This is a genomic window from Winogradskyella tangerina (assembly GCF_003260205.1).
GTDB lineage: Bacteria > Bacteroidota > Bacteroidia > Flavobacteriales > Flavobacteriaceae > Winogradskyella > Winogradskyella tangerina.
In genome coordinates this window covers 248926-266667 of the sequence record NZ_QERF01000002.1, presented here as the reverse complement: position 1 = coordinate 266667, position 17742 = coordinate 248926, and the positions used below count along the sequence as shown (strand labels likewise).

Annotated in this window: 14 protein-coding genes; 12 read left to right on the top strand and 2 right to left on the bottom strand. The window is 36.6% G+C overall.

Translation table 11 applies throughout. From position 1 onward, the window contains the following. Positions 1-16 precede the first annotated feature (16 nt). Positions 17-379 (bottom strand): DUF2200 domain-containing protein, encoded by a 363-nt coding sequence (locus DDY94_RS03890; protein WP_111682737.1) that lies wholly within the window; start codon positions 377-379, stop codon positions 17-19. Between the two features lie 232 nt (positions 380-611). Here DDY94_RS03890 and DDY94_RS03885 point away from each other — a divergent pair, with 232 nt between their 5' ends. From DDY94_RS03885 to acs, 11 genes are all read left to right on the top strand, one after another. Further along, positions 612-1424 (top strand): hypothetical protein, encoded by an 813-nt coding sequence (locus DDY94_RS03885; protein WP_111682736.1) that lies wholly within the window; start codon positions 612-614, stop codon positions 1422-1424. Between the two features lie 54 nt (positions 1425-1478). After that, positions 1479-2855, top strand: coding sequence for an alanine/glycine:cation symporter family protein (locus DDY94_RS03880; protein ID WP_111682735.1), 1377 nt, complete (start codon positions 1479-1481; stop codon positions 2853-2855). Between the two features lie 101 nt (positions 2856-2956). Then, positions 2957-3376 (top strand): transposase-like zinc-binding domain-containing protein, encoded by a 420-nt coding sequence (locus DDY94_RS03875; protein ID WP_111682734.1) that lies wholly within the window; start codon positions 2957-2959, stop codon positions 3374-3376. A 185-nt stretch (positions 3377-3561) separates the two neighbouring features. Then, the gene (locus tag DDY94_RS03870) at positions 3562-4809 is read left to right on the top strand and encodes a porin (protein WP_157957234.1); all 1248 of its coding nucleotides are present in this window, start codon (positions 3562-3564) and stop codon (positions 4807-4809) included. 11 nt (positions 4810-4820) lie between these two features. Further along, the gene (locus DDY94_RS03865) at positions 4821-5081 is read left to right on the top strand and encodes a DUF4212 domain-containing protein (protein ID WP_111682732.1); all 261 of its coding nucleotides are present in this window, start codon (positions 4821-4823) and stop codon (positions 5079-5081) included. 30 nt (positions 5082-5111) lie between these two features. Continuing rightward, positions 5112-6890, top strand: a complete 1779-nt coding sequence (locus tag DDY94_RS03860; RefSeq protein WP_111682731.1) for a sodium:solute symporter family protein — start codon at positions 5112-5114, stop codon at positions 6888-6890. A gap of 316 nt (positions 6891-7206) precedes the next feature. Continuing rightward, positions 7207-9897, top strand: coding sequence for a sensor histidine kinase (locus DDY94_RS03850; protein WP_111682729.1), 2691 nt, complete (start codon positions 7207-7209; stop codon positions 9895-9897). A 20-nt stretch (positions 9898-9917) separates the two neighbouring features. Next, the gene (locus DDY94_RS03845; protein WP_111682728.1) at positions 9918-10283 is read left to right on the top strand and encodes a response regulator transcription factor; all 366 of its coding nucleotides are present in this window, start codon (positions 9918-9920) and stop codon (positions 10281-10283) included. A gap of 64 nt (positions 10284-10347) precedes the next feature. Further along, on the top strand, positions 10348-10575 hold the full coding sequence (locus tag DDY94_RS03840) for a hypothetical protein (protein ID WP_111682727.1): 228 nt from the start codon (positions 10348-10350) through the stop codon (positions 10573-10575). Next, positions 10572-12485, top strand: coding sequence for an acetate--CoA ligase (locus DDY94_RS03835; RefSeq protein WP_111682726.1), 1914 nt, complete (start codon positions 10572-10574; stop codon positions 12483-12485). The genes DDY94_RS03840 and DDY94_RS03835 overlap by 4 nt, the downstream gene beginning before the upstream one ends. Further along, positions 12478-14385 (top strand): acetate--CoA ligase, encoded by a 1908-nt coding sequence (gene acs, locus DDY94_RS03830; RefSeq protein ID WP_111682725.1) that lies wholly within the window; start codon positions 12478-12480, stop codon positions 14383-14385. The genes DDY94_RS03835 and acs overlap by 8 nt, the downstream gene beginning before the upstream one ends. Positions 14386-14488: 103 nt before the next feature. Here the strand turns inward: acs and DDY94_RS03825 are convergent, their stop codons facing one another. Next, a complete protein-coding gene (locus tag DDY94_RS03825; RefSeq protein ID WP_111682724.1) occupies positions 14489-15967 on the bottom strand; it encodes a helix-turn-helix domain-containing protein in 1479 nt (492 codons plus the stop codon). Between the two features lie 121 nt (positions 15968-16088). On the opposite strand from DDY94_RS03825, the gene aceB reads away from it, so the two are divergent. Continuing rightward, positions 16089-17687: a malate synthase A gene (aceB, locus tag DDY94_RS03820; protein ID WP_111682723.1), complete on the top strand. Its 1599-nt coding sequence runs from the start codon at positions 16089-16091 to the stop codon at positions 17685-17687. The last annotated feature ends 55 nt before the right edge of the window (positions 17688-17742 follow it).

Sequence of the window (17742 nt, the reverse complement as noted above, 5' to 3'; positions counted from 1 at the left end):
TCGGCTGGTAATTGAACTAGGATCGTAATATTTTCTCCATTTTTCTACCTTTTGCCAATTCATCAACTAACTTGTCAAGGTACCTCGTTTTTTGTGTTGTTGGGTTAGTTATATCTTCAACACGATAACCACATATTACACCTTTTATAAGATGGGCATTTGGATTCATATTGGCTTCTTTAAAGAAGGTCTCAAAATTAGTCTTTGCTTCAATAATTTCGTTTAGTCGATTTTCATCATAGCCAGTTAACCATTCAATGACCTCATGTAATTCTTCTTTGGTTCTATTTTTCTTTTCGACCTTCGTGACGTAATGCGGATATACAGATGCAAAACTCATTTTTGCTATACGTTCATCGTGATGACTGGTGTCGCTCATATTGTTAAAAAATTGGTTATTATTTACGAAATATGCATTATTATCTTGATTTTTCTACCATTCCTCTATTATTTTTTTAAAAAAACATTTTTAGTTGTTATATAGCACCGAACCTAAAATTAATAGCTTATTCCAAAAATTAGCTTAGATATTCGATTTCTAAGAGGCGGTTTCGTCGTTCTAGTTCCCTCATTTTTATAAAAATAAGCAAGAACTTTTAATTTTTATAGTAATGATTACTTCAGATAAATTGAAATTCTTCCTTCTTAAAACTCCTTTTGCAAAGCAAATTAGGGAATTTGAGGGGCGCCTACTATTGGCCAAAATGGATAAACAAAGTCCAGATTTAATTAAACAGAGGACAGTTTACTGTATTTCTCCTTACAAGACAGGAACAACATTTCTGTCGAGCAGCTTTAACACTGAAGTTTCTCGTCATGAGCCCATACACTTTGCTTCTTATAAATATCTTGATAAGGATTTTGACAAATACTTCGTTAAACGCCTAAATTATTTAAATCTTAAGCTCGAATGTTCGGGATCTTGGAGTGCTTATGTTGAAGAATTAGCACAGCACAAAACTGCTAAAAACTTGGATTATGTTTGCATTTTAAGATCACCTTCATCTTGGATTACTTCAGTAATCAACTATTGGAATAAACCGTCGATGTTAAAATTTTATTTTGATATTCCTCATGAGTATTTTTGGAAAGATAAAGTTGGAGTTAATCTGCGCGAGTTTGAATTAGGAGCCGAAACGGATCAAAATCAAGAAATTATTAATAAACTAATTGATTTTTATTTCGATTTTACGGAGAAAACAAGCTTACTCAAAAATATTACGTACATACGATTAAAAGATATTAAAAGTAGTTTACCAATAATAGAAGATCTCATCGATGAGCAGGCATCTCCAGAAGATAGCTGGAAGCGTGCCAATAACAAGAAACAATTCACGTATAAAAACGATGATATAGACCAACAATATCTAGCGTTGACTAACGCTCTCATTCAGGCAAAAAGCGCTAAGCAGTACGTCCACTAATTTTTCTTTCAATCTTACTGGGTTTATTTTAATGGTTTGCTACCTTTATGGCTCATGGAGAACTTAAACTATTTACTCGAACGTTTTTCATCATTAGCTTGGGGTTTACCACTACTTATTCTACTCATTGGAGGTGGATTATACCTGCTAATTCGTTCACAATTTTTACCATTTAGACACTTAGGTCATGCCATAAGCGTATTGAGAGGAAAATACGATGATCCTAACGATCCCGGTCAGATCTCCCATTTTAAAGCGCTTAGTACGGCACTGTCTTCCACAATAGGAATGGGGAATATTGCTGGAGTTGCTCTAGCCATATCTGTTGGTGGTCCGGGCGCCATGTTTTGGATGTGGATAAGTGCTATTGTTGGTATGAGTACAAAGTATTTTACATCTACTTTAGCCATTTTATATAGAGGTAAGGATAGCAATGGAGAGTTGCAAGGTGGGCCGATGTATTTCATTCGGGAAGGTCTCGGAAAAAAATGGAAATTTCTAGCTATACTTTTTAGCATTTTTGGGATGCTTGGAGCATTACCTGTGGTAAACGTTAATCAACTCAAACAAGCCATAAACGATATAATTTTAATTCCTAATGGTGTTGAAGTTACATTCAGTACAAATCTTACAATAGCTATTGTATTAGTATTGGTAACAACAATCGTTATCTTAGGTGGACTTCAAAGAATAAGCAATTGGGCATCTAAAATGGTGCCTGCCATGGTTGTATTATATTTTATTTTGGTATTGATTATACTTGGAATCAATTATACTGAAGTTCCGAAGTATTTAGGTTTAATTATAACTGATGCATTTGCAGCAGATTATTTCCCTGCTGATAAGCCGTTTTTAGGCGGTGTTTTAGGGGCATTGATTTTACATGGAATTAAACGAGGAGCATTTTCTAATGAAGCAGGATTAGGAACAGCACCGATGGCTCATGGTGCAGCCAAAACTGATGAGCCTGTTCGTGAAGGTTTAGTAGCCATGCTAGGTCCAGTTATAGATACCTTAATTGTATGTACGCTAACAGCTTTGGCGATTTTGGTGACCGGAGTTTGGCAAAATACTTCCGATAATGGTGTGAGTCTTACAGCATCTGCATTTAAAGATGCATTGCCTTATGGTCAGTATTTGTTGATGGTGTGCGTTTTCTTCTTTAGTATTTCATCGATGTTCAGCTATGCATATTATGGTAAGAAGTGCATGTCTTATTTAATAGGGGCAGACAAAAAGCACTATTACAACTTTTTCTATATCATAAGTATTATACTGGCGGCAACTACCTCTTTTGAGGCAATGATTAATTTTATAGATGGTGTATTCGCATTTATGGCTATCCCAACCATGATCGCTACAATTTTACTGGCGCCAAAAGTTATTGCTGAATCAAAGTCTTATTTCAGTAGATACAAAAAATCAAAGTAGTTTTTGTTTAACTAGATCACTGTCAGCTTACAACAAATAAGTAACATTTGTATATATTATGCTAAATTAATATATTTATGCTAATTTAATATATATCAATTATGGAATTAAATCTTTGTCCTAATTGTGGGTCTGATCATTATGTGAAAAGTGGTATCGTTGGAAACAGACAACGCTATAAATGTAAAGCATGTAATTATTACTTCACCGTCAATAAATTAGGTAAAAAGATTGATGATTACTATGTAAACAAGGCCCTTCAGCTCTATCTTGAAGGCTTAACTTACAGAGAAATTGAACGTATCTTGGGAATTTCGCACGTTAGCGTGATGAATTGGGTAAAGAAATTCAATATTAAAAGACCTTATAATTCTAAATACCATCCAACCTATAAAATCTTAAATGCAGAAGAGTTGTCAAGATTTTTTTCCAATGCTGAAAATCTTTCAGGTGCAGGAACGCTCGTCACAGAACTGGGTGATAAATTCATGCTTATCAAATGGGAACGTTTCCGTGATTAAGGGAAACTTTAGGCTTTTTATTCATATCTTGTTTAAGACATTTCGAACAAAAATATCTTCACTTTGTTAGTTATAAATATAGTTAATTAACAGAAAACTATATTAACTTTTTTTTTAGGACATGTTTTTCTGAGCTTAGTGGTGCACACAAAACCAATGTATAACTAACTAAATCACTACAATTTATGAAGAAAACACTTTTAATTCTTTTTGCAATGGTGATGATACCTATTGCAACTTGGGGCCAACAAGAAGATTCTGAACCGGATCATTCTTATAAGCCTTTGCAAGTAAAGTTAAATGAAGATGGTAGTAAGTATATCAGATTTATTTTATGGCACCAAATGTGGCTACAAGGAGGATCAGAACAAAAAGGTCCTAAATTCTCTATCAGAAGGTCGAGAGTTTTAGCCTACGCACAAATTTCACCACGATTTTTAATTTTAACGCATTTTGGACTTAATAGTTTAGGTGCTGGAAATCTTACTGCAAATCCAAATTCACAGTCTAATAATCAACGTAGTTTATTGTTTTTACATGATGCTTGGGCTGAATTTGCTGTAGAACCTGGTAAATTGCATATCGGATCTGGATTGCATTATTGGAATGGAATATCAAGGCTAACAAATCAGAGTACACTGAATATGATGACCTTAGATAACCCTGGTGGTCAAGGTGGTGTTTCAGTTTCTGATGCTAGATTATTTCCTTGGTCAAATATTACCACGAGCGACCAGTTTGCACGTCATTTAGGAATATATGCCAAGGGTTCCCTTGGGAAATTCGGATATCGAATTTCTGCGAACAATGCCAGAAACAACATAGGAACCTTAGGGCCTCAACCTACATTTCAGGTAGACAACAGTACGGGTACCGGGACATGGAACTATGCTGGGTATTTTAAATACGACCTATTTGATAAGGAATCTGATAAGTTACCTTATTTTGTTGGAACTTACTTAGGGAAAAAGAAAGTACTGAGTATCGGTGCAGGTTTCCATTACCACCCAGATGCCTTGGCAGTTAATGATCTCAACAATAGAGAAGACGTTTTTCATGCCGCATTTGATATTTTTTATGATGCACCAATTAATAATACATTAGCAATTAGTGCATTAGGCGCTTACTACAATTACAATTATGGCGATACGGCAGGTGCTCCAGGTGGCGGATTGGTGCCTTCTTCGGGTTCTATCTTGCACGGGCAAGTCGGACTTTTATTCCGCAATGCGAAGCTAATGCCTTATGTAAAATACAATACGCAATCACTCGATTTTACTCCTGATAATGGTAGCGAATTTGGTGTTGGTTTGAATTATTTCATCAATGGTCATTTCGCCAAAATTACTGCTGAATTTTTAACTGGTAAGAGTGGAGCTATGGGAGCAGAAAATAGAAATGTCTTTGCCATTCAAACGCATATATTCTTATAAATCAACTTATTATGTCAGATAAACAAAAACACGCATCAGCATACTGGAAAGAAAACGTAAAATACCTTTCCATACTCTTAGTCATATGGTTCATTGTATCCTATGGCTGTGGTATTCTTTTTAAAGATGCCTTGAATGAAATTAAACTTGGTGGGTTTAAACTGGGATTCTGGTTTGCGCAACAAGGATCGATCTACGTATTCGTCATTTTGATATTCGTTTACGTTCGAATTATGAATAAACTAGATAAAAAATATGGTTTCGACGAATAGTCTTAACTAATAACCAAAAAAATTAAAATTATGAGTGTACAAACTTGGACATGGATATTAGTTGGGATTACATTCGCCCTCTATTTCGGAATCGCAATTTGGGCCAGAGCAGGCTCAACTAAAGACTTTTATGTTGCTGGTGGAGGTGTATCTCCTTTAGCAAATGGTATGGCTACTGCAGCCGACTGGATGAGTGCCGCGTCATTTATTTCAATGGCTGGTATTATCTCCTTTACAGGTTACGATGGCTCCGTTTATCTTATGGGATGGACTGGAGGATATGTACTGCTGGCGCTTCTTTTAGCACCTTACCTCAGGAAATTTGGTAAGTTCACAGTACCCGATTTTATCGGTGATCGTTACTACTCAAACACAGCGAGAACAGTCGCCGTAATCTGTGCTTTATTAGTTTCCTTTACTTATGTAGCCGGACAAATGCGTGGTGTAGGTGTTGTATTTTCTAGATTTCTCGAAGTAGATATTAACTTAGGTGTTGCCATTGGTATGGCCATTGTTTTAGTATTTGCTTTCCTTGGAGGAATGAAAGGAATCACCTATACTCAGGTAGCACAATATTGTGTATTGATCTTTGCATTTATGGTTCCTGCATTTTTCATTTCTATGCAAATGACAGGTAATATCATTCCACAATTAGGTATGGGTGGTAGTGTCGAAGGCGGTGAACTGCTGCTTGATAAATTAGACCGACTTCATACAGAACTCGGATTTAAAGAATATACAGACGGTAGCAAATCCACTTGGGATGTATTTGCAATTACTTTAGCCTTAATGGTAGGTACAGCAGGATTACCACACGTAATTGTACGTTTCTTTACTGTACCAAAAGTGAAAGACGCAAGGAAGTCAGCTGGTTTAGCTTTATTATTTATTGCTATTCTTTATACAACAGCTCCTGCAATTGCTGTGTTTGCGAGAACAAACTTAATCGAGACCGTAAGAGATACTGAATACGCAGAAGTACCAGCCTGGTTTAAAAATTGGGAGGATAGTGGACTTATTGCTTGGACAGATAAAAACGGCGATGGTAAAATTCAGTATGTTGCTGGAGGTGCTATCGTTGGAAAAAAACCAATCTTCAATGAAGCTAGAGGAACTTATGGAGAGCGTACTATTTCTAATGCAGCTACAGATTCGCCAAACGAACTATATGTAGACCGCGATATTATGGTATTGGCAAATCCTGAAATTGCGAAATTACCAAACTGGGTAATTGCTTTAGTGGCAGCAGGTGGTTTAGCAGCAGCATTATCTACTGCGGCAGGATTACTGCTCGTAATTTCGACTTCGATTTCACACGATTTAATTAAAAAACAGATCAAACCAGACATGTCAGAGAAAGGTGAGCTTTGGGCAGCGCGTATTGCCATACTTGGAGCGATCATCGTAGCGGGTTATTTTGGTATGAATCCACCAGGATTTGTCGCCGCCGTGGTGGCACTGGCCTTTGGACTCGCAGCCGCATCATTCTTCCCAGCCATAATTCTTGGGATCTTTGATAAGCGCATGAACAAACAAGGTGCAATTGCAGGTATGATCGTCGGAATTACATTAATGTTATTCTACATGATTAGATATAAAACTGGTCTTATCGGAGGTTTCGATCCAAGACCGGCAAGCGAATGGTGGTTTGGCACTTCTCCGGAAGGTTTCGGAACTATCGCAATGCTTGTGAATGTGATTGTCTCAGTTGTTGTGTCGCGTTTAACACCGGCTCCACCACAACACGTTCAAGAAATTGTTGAGAATATAAGAATCCCCTCTGGTGCTGGAGAAGCACATAGTCACTAGTTGACAAGTTTTATTAGTTAGTAAAAACAGTGTTGTTATTAGCAACACTGTTTTTTGTGTTTATTCAGAATTAATTCGGAATCTATTTAAATATCTTTTATTAAATTCAAAAACTAAATCAACCAACGTTTGAAAAAAAGACACGAGCAAAAATTAGTTATCCTTTCTATTACGGCGTTCATTATTTTGAATATTCCTTTCTTATTGGTTTTTAATCATGATGGTCACGTTTTCGGTATACCTACATTTTACTTTTCAATTTTTAGTATTTGGTTGGTAGTAATTGTTGTGTCTTATATTGTTCTAAAGCGCTATTATGAGTAATTACGTTTTATTCATAGTGATCATCATTTACTTAGCAGCATTATTTTTTATCGCTTTTGTTGCTGAGAAGAATTCAAAAAGTAAATGGGTAAATAATGCTATTGTATATAGCTTGTCACTGGCCGTATACTGCACCGCATGGACGTATTATGGAAGTATTGGGATTGCTGCAAATTCAGGGATAAATTTTTTACCCATCTATTTGGGACCTGTAATAGCTGCTCCACTTTGGATCGTTGTAATGAGAAAGATCATTAGAATTTCAAAACAGCATAAGATCAGCTCTATAGCAGATTTTATTTCGCTACGTTACGGTAATCATAGATTTTTAGGTGCTTTAGTTACAATTGTTTGCCTTTTGGCTATCGTACCATATATATCGCTTCAGCTTAAAGCGGTGTCTGAAACTTTTCAGATTTTATCAGACAAAACCAGCTATGTGTCAACCTCAGTTTATGACGATTCTACGTTTTACATTGCATTACTTCTAGCCGTTTTTGCAACCTTTTTTGGTACTCAGGCTACCGATGCATCAGAAAAGCACAAAGGTATTGTGGTCTCGGTAGCTTTTGAATCTATAATAAAACTGACCTTCTTTTTATTTGTTGGTATTTACGTAACCTACATTTTATTCGACGGAACTGAAGATATCTATAACAGAATGTCGCAGTCTGAAAACTTTAAATCATTGATAACGATCAATGGTTTCGAAGATGGATTTAATTGGCTATACACAATAATGTTATCCTTCATGGCAATATTTTTACTGCCGCGTCAGTTTCAGATTTCGGTTGTAGAAAATGTTAGAGAAAAACACTTGAAAGGCGCCATCTGGATGTTTCCGCTGTACCTTTTAGTCTTCAATATCTTCGTAATTTTTATCGCTTGGGCGGGTAATCTTACAATCGGAAATCCAGATCAAGCAGAGTACTACGCACTATTATTACCACTACAAAACGGAAATACCTTTTTGTCGGTTTTGGTATTTTTAGGTGGTTTTTCTGCAGTAATATCTATGGTGGTGGTTGCAACTCTGGCTTTATCGACTATGGTAAGTAACAACTTGGTGATACCTTATGGATTTCTCGAATACTTTGTAAAAAACAGACCAGAGCGAAACGCCAAGTATATTAAGAACATTAGGCGTATTTCCATTTTTTCTATCATTATCGTAGCCTATGCTTTTTATGTCAACTTTTCATTTGAGTTATCCTTATATTCTATCGGATTGATGGCCTTTGTCATTATTTCGCAATTGGCACCATCGTTCTTTATCGGGTTATTTTGGAATAGAGGTTCATCTAAAGCTACTATAATTGGTATCATCACTGGGTTAGGTGTTGTATTCTATACCTTAATTTTGCCTTTTTTCATTCAAGCACTTACAGGATCTGACGATTGGGTTCAGAATGGACCAGGAAATATTGCAGCATTAAAACCACATGCCTTATTCGGAATTGACTTTTTAAGTCCACCTGCCCACGCCTTCTTTTGGAGTATGTTGGTTAATATCTTTAGCTATGTATCCTTTTCAGTTATCACTAAAGGAAATTATCGTGAACGTAATTATGCTGAGATGTATGTTGACAGCAGAAACTTTACGGATTTACAAGACAGTGCATTAGTTTGGAAAGGTGAGGCTTACGTAGCTGAAATTAGAAAAGTATTGGTAAAATTTTTAGGCGAGACGAGAACCGAACGTGCTTTGAATCTATTTTTCAGAAAATATAATATACCGCCAGATACTCAAATGGCGGATGCGAGATTGATCAATTTTTCTGAAAAATTATTGACTGGTAGTATAGGAGGTGCATCAGCAAAAATATTGATATCTAGTGTTGTTAAAGAAGATGAAGTAAGTCTGGTTGAAGTGTTGAAAATTCTTGAAGAATCTAAGGAAACCATTGCCCGCAATAAGTTGTTACGTGAGAAGTCAGATGAGTTAACAAAAATCACCAATCAGTTAAAAGAGGCTAATGAAGAACTATTAGAAAAAGATAAGCAAAAAGATGAGTTTTTAGATACCGTAGCGCACGAGTTGAAAACCCCAATTACAGGAATTAGAGCAACTACAGAGTTATTGATGGATGATGAAGATGATATGCCCTCAGAAATAAAAGCACAATTTCTGAAGAATATGCTTCAAGATAGTGATCGACTTTCACGATTGATACATAACATCTTGGATTTTGAAAAGCTTTCGAAAGGTAGAACACAGCTCAATATTCAGAAAAAGAACATTCGAGAAACCATTCAGAAAACTATTGATAGTTTGCATCAAATTGCAGAAAAACGCAATATTCAATTAATTCATTCTAATAAAAGTGATTTTTATGCCCAATATGACGAAGATCGTATTGTACAGGTATTGACTAATTTGATGTCTAATGCCATTAAGTTTTGCGAACCCAACAAGGGAAAGATCGCAGTAGATTATAAATACGGAAAAGGGTTTTTAGAGGTTACGATTAGTGATAATGGAAAGGGTATACCCAAACAGGACATGCCATATATTTTTGATAAGTTTTACCAGTCCAAAAACCAAAATATTCAAAAGCCTGAGGGCAGTGGTTTAGGGCTGGCCATATGCAAACAGATCGTTGAGAACCATAATGGGAAAATATGGGCAAAAAATAATCAAAAAAGTGGCGTAACCTTTGGTTTTAAGCTACCTTTTAAGTAAATTGTAGGATAATTAGAGCCATGAAAAAGATTATCATCGTTGACGATGAACCTAATATAGTTATGACCTTAGAATATACGTTCAAAAAGCACGATTTTGAAGTGTATATTGCAAGAGATGGGAGTGAGGCCTTGGAGATTTTAGAACGTGTGGTCCCTGATGTTATAATGTTAGATATAATGATGCCGAAAGTAGATGGTTATCAAACACTTAAGGCTATTAAGGATAATAATAAGTTAAAGGACACAAAAGTAGTGTTCTTAACTGCAAAAAATAAAGCTTCAGATATTGAAAAGGGCTTAAAACTAGGAGCTGATAAATATTTAACAAAGCCGTTTTCAGTAAAAAAAATAGTTTCAGAAATTAATGAACTTATAGCTTCTTAATTTCAACTTTAATGAACGTTGGTTTTGTGTGCAAACAAACCATGTTTAATTAAAGTAAAAGAAAATGAAACGACTTCGAATTAATGCATTAACGTCTGATATTATTATCAGTATATACGTTATTGTGACCTTATTTTTCCGTTTTAAATTAGAAAGTGAAACCGCAACTGGACCATTAGAATCCGTTGTTATGGGTATTTGTTTTGTAGTTATTATTTGGGCTTTGATAAAGCTTAAAGTGTTGAATCCAAATTGGTTTGGATTGTTTAATTCTAAAAAAAGTAAATCATGAGCTATCAAGATATTTACGATAGAAGTATTAAACAACCATCCAAATTCTGGAAGGCTCAGGCAGAAGAAATTGCTTGGTATCAAAAGCCTAATGAAATTCTCGGGACAGACCAATACGACTATCCACAGTGGTTTTCAGACGGGAAATTGAATATCAGCTACCTCTGTATTGATAAGCACATAGAGGATGGCTATGGTGATCAAAATGCCATTATTTACGATTCACCTGTAACAGACACTAAAACGGCTATTTCATTTAATCAATTACATCATGAAGTATCCAAATTAGCTGGAGGGTTAGAAACTCTTGGATTACAAAAAGGTGATACCTGTGTTATTTACATGCCAATGATTCCGCAGGCACTTTACGCTATGTTAGCCTGTGCGCGGTTAGGTGTTATTCACTCCGTGGTTTTTGGCGGATTTGCCCCACACGAACTCGCTATCCGTATAGACGATTGTAAGCCAAAGGCAATTATTACTGCATCTAATGGAATAGAAATTCAACGCATAATTCCATACAAACCATTTGTAGATGAAGCCATAGAACTGGCAGAGAATAAGCCAGAACACGTCATTGTTTTTGATCGAAAGTTAGGGGTTGAAATACCTTATCAATCCTACGATATTGATTATGATGAACTAGTTTCAAAATCTGTGCCTATTGAGCCAGTTGCTGTTGAATCTAACCATCCACTTTATATTTTATATACTTCAGGAACCACAGGAAAACCTAAAGGTATTATAAGAGATTCAGGAGGTTATGCCACGGCTTTAAAATTCTCCATGAAACATGTTTATGGTGTTGAGCCAGGCGATGTTTACTGGGCAGCAAGCGACGTTGGATGGGTTGTGGGTCACAGCTATATTGTTTATGGACCACTAATAAATAGAAATACTACCATCTTATTTGAAGGGAAGCCAATTAAAACACCCGATGCTTCTACCTTTTGGAGAGTGATCAGTGAACATAAGGTTAAGGTAATGTTTACAGCGCCAACTGCTATCCGTGCTATTAAAAAGGAGGATCCTAATGGGGATTTTATTAAGAAATTCGATCTGAGTCATTTAAAATATCAATTTCTTGCAGGTGAACGTTGTGATGTGGCAACACTGCGCTGGACAGAACAACATTTGAATATTCCCGTAATTGACCATTGGTGGCAGACCGAAAGCGGATGGCCGATGCTGGCCAATATGGTAGGTGTTGAATTGATGGACGTAAAACCCGGATCCGCTTCCTTACCAGTTTGTGGTTACGATATTCAAATTCTGAATGAAAGCGGTCGTGAAACTGAAGCCGGAGTAGAAGGCTACGTTGCTGTTAAATTGCCTTTACCTCCAGGTACGCTTTTAAATCTTTGGGGCAATCCAGAGCGCTTCAAATCTGGATATCTTAGCAAATTTTCAGGCTATTATTTTTCAGGTGATGGTGGCTACAAGGATGAAGATGGCTATGTGTTCATTACGGGTCGTGTAGATGATATCATCAATGTGGCTGGGCATCGATTGTCAACAGCTGAGATGGAGGAAATTGTTGCTTCACACAAGGCCGTTGCTGAGTGTGCTGTATTCGGGGTGCATTGCGATTTAAAAGGTCAAAAACCTTTGGGATTAATCGTCTTGAAATCTGGTGAAAATCAGGATGAGGAGGTAATTTCAAAAGAGATCGTACAAGATGTTCGTCACGAAATTGGTGCAGTTGCATCATTTAAAGATGTCCTTGTTGTTAAACGATTGCCGAAAACACGTTCTGGAAAAATTCTTCGTAAATTGTTGAGGAACATTTCAGACGAATTAGAATATAATGTGCCGTCAACCATTGACGATGTCGCGATAATTTCAGAAATTGAAACTGTTTATAAAAAAAATCAAATAGGAATACATAAAAACTTAATCAACCATGAGTAATTATCATATTAAAAACTTTGAAGAATACTTTCAGGTCTATAGAAAATCAACCTCAGACCCTGAATCATTTTGGGAAGAAATTGCTGAAGAACATTTTGAATGGCGTAAAAAGTGGAATAATGTCTTAAGTTGGGACTTTTCAAAACCAGAGATCAAATGGTTTGAAGGTGCTAAATTAAACATTACCGAGAATTGCCTTGATAGACATTTGCATACTCGCGGTGATAAAACGGCAATACTATTCGAACCGAATGATCCAAATGAGCCGGCCGAGCATATTACTTACAGGCAGCTTTATGATCGCGTCTGTAAATTCGCCAATGTACTGCATGATAAAGGTATTCAAAAGGGAGATCGCGTTTGTATTTATCTGCCTATGATTCCAGAATTGGCGATTGCTGTACTAGCTTGTGCACGAATTGGAGCTATTCACTCTGTAGTGTTTGCCGGATTCTCAGCTACAGCTCTATCCACAAGAATTAATGATTGTGATGCCAAAATGGTTATTTGTTCAGACGGTTCTTTTCGCGGTGCGAAAACTATCGATCTTAAAGGTATTGTTGACGAAGCCTTAGAGGATTGTCCAGGTGTGGAGACTGTTCTAGTCGCAAAGCGAATTAATTCTGATATCAACATGAAGGAAGGCCGTGATGAATGGCTTCAACCTTTATTAGACGAGGCCTATCGCGAATATACTGCTGAAGTTATGGATGCTGAAGATCCCTTATTTATTTTATATACATCAGGGTCTACAGGAATGCCAAAAGGGATGTTGCATACCACAGCAGGTTATATGGTATACACGGCATATACATTCAAAAATGTATTCCAATACCGTGAAGAAGATATCTATTGGTGTACCGCAGATATTGGTTGGATTACCGGCCATAGCTATATTGTTTACGGGCCTTTATGTAATGGGGCAACCACTGTAATGTTTGAAGGTGTTCCGAGTTACCCTGATTTTGGACGCTTCTGGGATATTGTAGAAAAACACAAGATCAATCAGTTCTACACAGCGCCAACGGCCATTAGAGCCTTAGCCAAACACGGAACCGAGCTTGTTGAAAAATATGATCTCTCTTCCTTGAAAGTTTTAGGATCCGTAGGCGAACCTATCAATGAAGAAGCATGGCATTGGTATAATGACAATGTCGGTAAAAAGAAAAGTCCGATTGTTGATACTTGGTGGCAAACCGAGACGGGCGGAATTATGATCACACCAATTCCGTTTTCAACACCTACAAAACCAACTTATGCCACCTTACCATTTATTGGAATTCAACCCGCATTGATGGACGAAAATGGTCAGGAAATTAAAGGCAATCAGGTTGATGGAAGGCTCTGTATTAAATTCCCATGGCCATCGATGGCTAGAACCATTTGGGGCAATCATCAGCGCTATAAGGACACATATTTTTCAGCATTCGAAAACATGTATTTCACTGGCGATGGTGCTTTGCGCGACGAAGTAGGGTATTACAGAATTACAGGTAGGGTAGATGATGTAATTATTGTTTCTGGTCATAATCTCGGTACGGCGCCAATTGAAGATGCTATTAACGAGCATAATGCCGTGGCAGAATCTGCTATTGTTGGATTTCCGCACGATGTTAAAGGTAATGCTTTGTATGGCTATATCACGCTGAAGGATACAAGTGAAAATAGAGATCACGACAACGTACGTCGAGAAATTAATCAATTAATTACTGATCGTATTGGTCCGATTGCCAAGTTAGACAAGATCCAATTCACGTCAGGTTTACCTAAAACACGATCTGGTAAAATTATGAGACGAATTTTGAGAAAAATCGCTTCAAAAGATACTAGTAATCTGGGTGATACAAGTACATTGCTTAATCCTGAGGTAGTTCAGGAAATAATGGATAACGTACTATAAACCTGTCTGAATATATCGGTAGTCATTGATTATGTTATCAATATGACTATTGAGAATGTAAATCCTGAATTCCGAAATTGTGTGCATTGGAATTTGGGATTTCTTATTGACTGTATTTTTCCTGAATGGCTTTAACCACTTTTTCCGTATCAGTTTCCTTCTTTTTTCTTTCTAGAAAAACAGGATCCGCTTTTCGAACATTACAATTTACAATGGCGCAACGTTCGCAGGTCACACCGACATGAACCGTTTTTAGTCCTCTATGCTCAAGGAAATTGGCTCTTCGCTGAAATTGTGAATTAATTTCAATACCAATAGAGACACTTCTATATCGGTTATCCCTAAAAGGATCTTTGGTCGCTGACGCCAAAACCAAATATTGTTTTTCTTCAGTTGCATAATCTGATATTTGAATATCGAATTCATGGTCGGATTTATTCTCACTTATAGCTTTCAATACCTTAATAGAGACCCACCTACGACAATAGTGCTCATCAGTTTCGCTCGCACGCGGTGATTGATGTTTAGCTAAATGCAGCTCTTTATTCAGTGAAAAATCATCGGTATCTTGTTTATGTGAAAACCTTAAAAAGAAAAGATTTTTAAGTTTGAAATCCTTTGGAAGAATGTTTGTCAAGCGCTGGTATACACTTTCAGGTGAAGCGTTGTAGTTGGACAAAAGCGATAAAAATTCTTTAGAATTGAAACGCTTTTTAGAAAAAACTTGTTTCAGGTTTTCGACAAGACTTTCCCGAGGGATAATTAAGGCACCTGCGAAATATGAGGCATAAAAATTATTTAGGACTTCGTCAAAATTATCAAACTTGATCCATGAAAAGGTATAAAGTCGCTCTTCAATTTTTAAATAATTATAGGCCAATTCCTTAGCATAGATGAATGATCGCTGGGCATCGTCAATACCTTTGGTAATCAAAAGTGTTTTGGTCTTGGGTACATAGATGGATCTGAGATTATCGAGTTCGCTATGTGCTTCTAGCTCGTCATTATTAATATGATACCCATATTCTTCAACTAATATATCCTCTAATTCCTTCGAAGTTATCTTTTTTGAAAGATCTACCTGATAGGTTTTAGCAAACTTCAGTACCTCTTGCTCGAGGTCTTCGAAATAGTTGTTATTCGCTTCTTGAAACGAACGAACGGACGCTAAGAAAAAGTTTTCGCGACTAAAATTATAATTACGTGCGATCTCAATGATGGTGCTAATGAACGCATTGACTTTTGCTGGTGCATTCGAAATGATGTCAATAAGCGTGCTTTCTTGAATACCAAAAAGCTCTAAAGGAATTTCCTTTAATAGTTTGGATTGTAAAATCTCTCCAATTGGCGCAAGATTTTTATCCAATTTCAAGGACACTAAATCATCATAACCAACCTCTAAATGTTCCGAAAGCGCTGCAATTTTATCAGGTTTTGGATATTTTTTTCCTTTCTCAATCTCATTCAAATAGGATTTTGAAAGTCCAGATAGTTTAGAAAGACCAAATAGTGAAAGCCCACGGTCAGTGCGGATTTGCTTAAGTTTTAGTCCAAAAATAAGCTTGATATAATCTTGTTCCATATAAACAAAGATATAATTATTTGCGAATATTCAATTATGAGCGAAAAAATAAAAATAGCGAACGTTCGCTTGTTTTTTTCAAAAACTTGTTGTAACATTGTCTCATCAAATCATTTATAGTATGGAATTTTTAATCGCTACACCAGACCATTTAACCTTTTCAAGAGAGGTTGACCAATTTTACCCAAACATTTTAACAGAAGACGCATTGTTGTTTGTTAGACAGCTTCATAGAAAATTCGATAAGCAACGTCTCGATTTATTAGATAAGCGCAAAGGGCAACAAGCGCATTTTGATAAAGGTAATTTTCCTGAGTTCTTAAAAGAGACGGCACATGTAAGAGAAGGTGGGTGGAAGGTAGATTCGATTCCTGAAGACTTAATGGACCGACGTGTTGAAATTACTGGTCCTGTTGATCGTAAAATGGTTATTAATGCCTTGAATTCTGGAGCCAAAACTTTTATGGCTGATTTTGAAGATAGTAACGCACCAAGTTGGTCAAATACTGTTGAAGGTCAACAAAACTTATTAGATGCGAATAAAAAAACCATCGAGCTAATTGATGAATCTAGAGGTAAACACTATAAATTAAATGATGAAACGGCTGTTCTTTTAGTAAGACCAAGAGGGCTGCATCTCAATGAGAGACATGTTTTGGTCGATGGTGAAGAAGTTTCTGGTAGTTTATTTGATTTTGGTCTATATGTTTTCCATAACTCAAAAATCTTGCTAGAAAATGGAACAGCACCATATTTCTATTTACCGAAACTAGAGCACTATCTAGAAGCGCGCTGGTGGAATGCTGTTTTTGAATATGCCCAAGCTTATCTTGGTGTTCCTCAAGGTACGTTTAAGGCGACTTTACTTATTGAAACGATAACAGCAAGTTTCCAATTAAATGAATTCATTTACGAATTGAAAGACCATATCGTAGGATTGAATTGTGGTCGCTGGGATTACATCTTTTCATACATCAAAAAATTCAGAAACCACGAGGGATTCATCGTTCCTAATAGAGATCAGGTTACAATGACTACGCCATTTATGGCGGCTTATTCAAATCTTGTCATTCAGGTTTGCCATAAGCGTGGTATTCATGCTATGGGCGGAATGGCTGCGCAAATTCCTATAAAAAACAATGCAAAGGCTAATGAAGTTGCTCTCGAAAAAGTTCGTGTTGATAAAGAACGCGAAGCTAAAAATGGTCATGATGGTACATGGGTTGCACACCCAGCGTTAGTTAAGGTTGCAATGTCTGAATTTGATAAATATATGCCAACGCCAAACCAAATATTTAGAAAACGAGAAGACGTTAATGTAACTGAAGCAGACCTCGTAGAATTACCAAAAGGCACTATTACTGAAGCTGGTATTAGAAAGAATATTAACGTTGGTATCCTATATATGGAAGCATGGTTAAGAGGCTATGGCGCCGTTGCACTATATAATCTTATGGAAGATGCTGCAACTGCCGAAATCTCACGAACTCAGGTTTGGCAATGGTTAAAGAACAAAGCATCTCTTGAAGACGGACGTGTTTTCAACCAAGAGTTGTTTGATGCAATTTTTGATGATGAAGTTGAAAAGCTCATTAGAGAGGTTGGCGAAGCTAAAATTAAGGATACCAAATTTTGTGATGCCATAACCTTATTCAAACGATTGGTAACGCAAGATGAATTTGAAGAATTCCTAACCATTTCAGCGTATCGTCAATTATAAATAGAATGATCATGCTGAGCTTGTCGAAGCATCAAATTAAAAAAATCAAAAAATC

Bases quoted from the DNA above. Each gene is read 5' to 3' on its own strand.
- DDY94_RS03890 (WP_111682737.1), bottom strand. From the start codon at position 379: ATGAGCGACACCAGTCATCACGATGAACGTATAGCAAAAATGAGTTTT.
- DDY94_RS03860 (WP_111682731.1), top strand. From the start codon at position 5,112: ATGAGTGTACAAACTTGGACATGGATATTAGTTGGGATTACATTCGCC.
- aceB (WP_111682723.1), top strand. From the start codon at position 16,089: ATGGAATTTTTAATCGCTACACCAGACCATTTAACCTTTTCAAGAGAG.
- DDY94_RS03845 (WP_111682728.1), top strand. From the start codon at position 9,918: ATGAAAAAGATTATCATCGTTGACGATGAACCTAATATAGTTATGACC.
- DDY94_RS03870 (WP_157957234.1), top strand. From the start codon at position 3,562: ATGAAGAAAACACTTTTAATTCTTTTTGCAATGGTGATGATACCTATT.
- DDY94_RS03880 (WP_111682735.1), top strand. From the start codon at position 1,479: ATGGAGAACTTAAACTATTTACTCGAACGTTTTTCATCATTAGCTTGG.
- DDY94_RS03865 (WP_111682732.1), top strand. From the start codon at position 4,821: ATGTCAGATAAACAAAAACACGCATCAGCATACTGGAAAGAAAACGTA.
- DDY94_RS03850 (WP_111682729.1), top strand. From the start codon at position 7,207: ATGAGTAATTACGTTTTATTCATAGTGATCATCATTTACTTAGCAGCA.
- DDY94_RS03835 (WP_111682726.1), top strand. From the start codon at position 10,572: ATGAGCTATCAAGATATTTACGATAGAAGTATTAAACAACCATCCAAA.
- DDY94_RS03840 (WP_111682727.1), top strand. From the start codon at position 10,348: ATGAAACGACTTCGAATTAATGCATTAACGTCTGATATTATTATCAGT.
- DDY94_RS03885 (WP_111682736.1), top strand. From the start codon at position 612: ATGATTACTTCAGATAAATTGAAATTCTTCCTTCTTAAAACTCCTTTT.
- DDY94_RS03875 (WP_111682734.1), top strand. From the start codon at position 2,957: ATGGAATTAAATCTTTGTCCTAATTGTGGGTCTGATCATTATGTGAAA.
- acs (WP_111682725.1), top strand. From the start codon at position 12,478: ATGAGTAATTATCATATTAAAAACTTTGAAGAATACTTTCAGGTCTAT.
- DDY94_RS03825 (WP_111682724.1), bottom strand. From the start codon at position 15,967: ATGGAACAAGATTATATCAAGCTTATTTTTGGACTAAAACTTAAGCAA.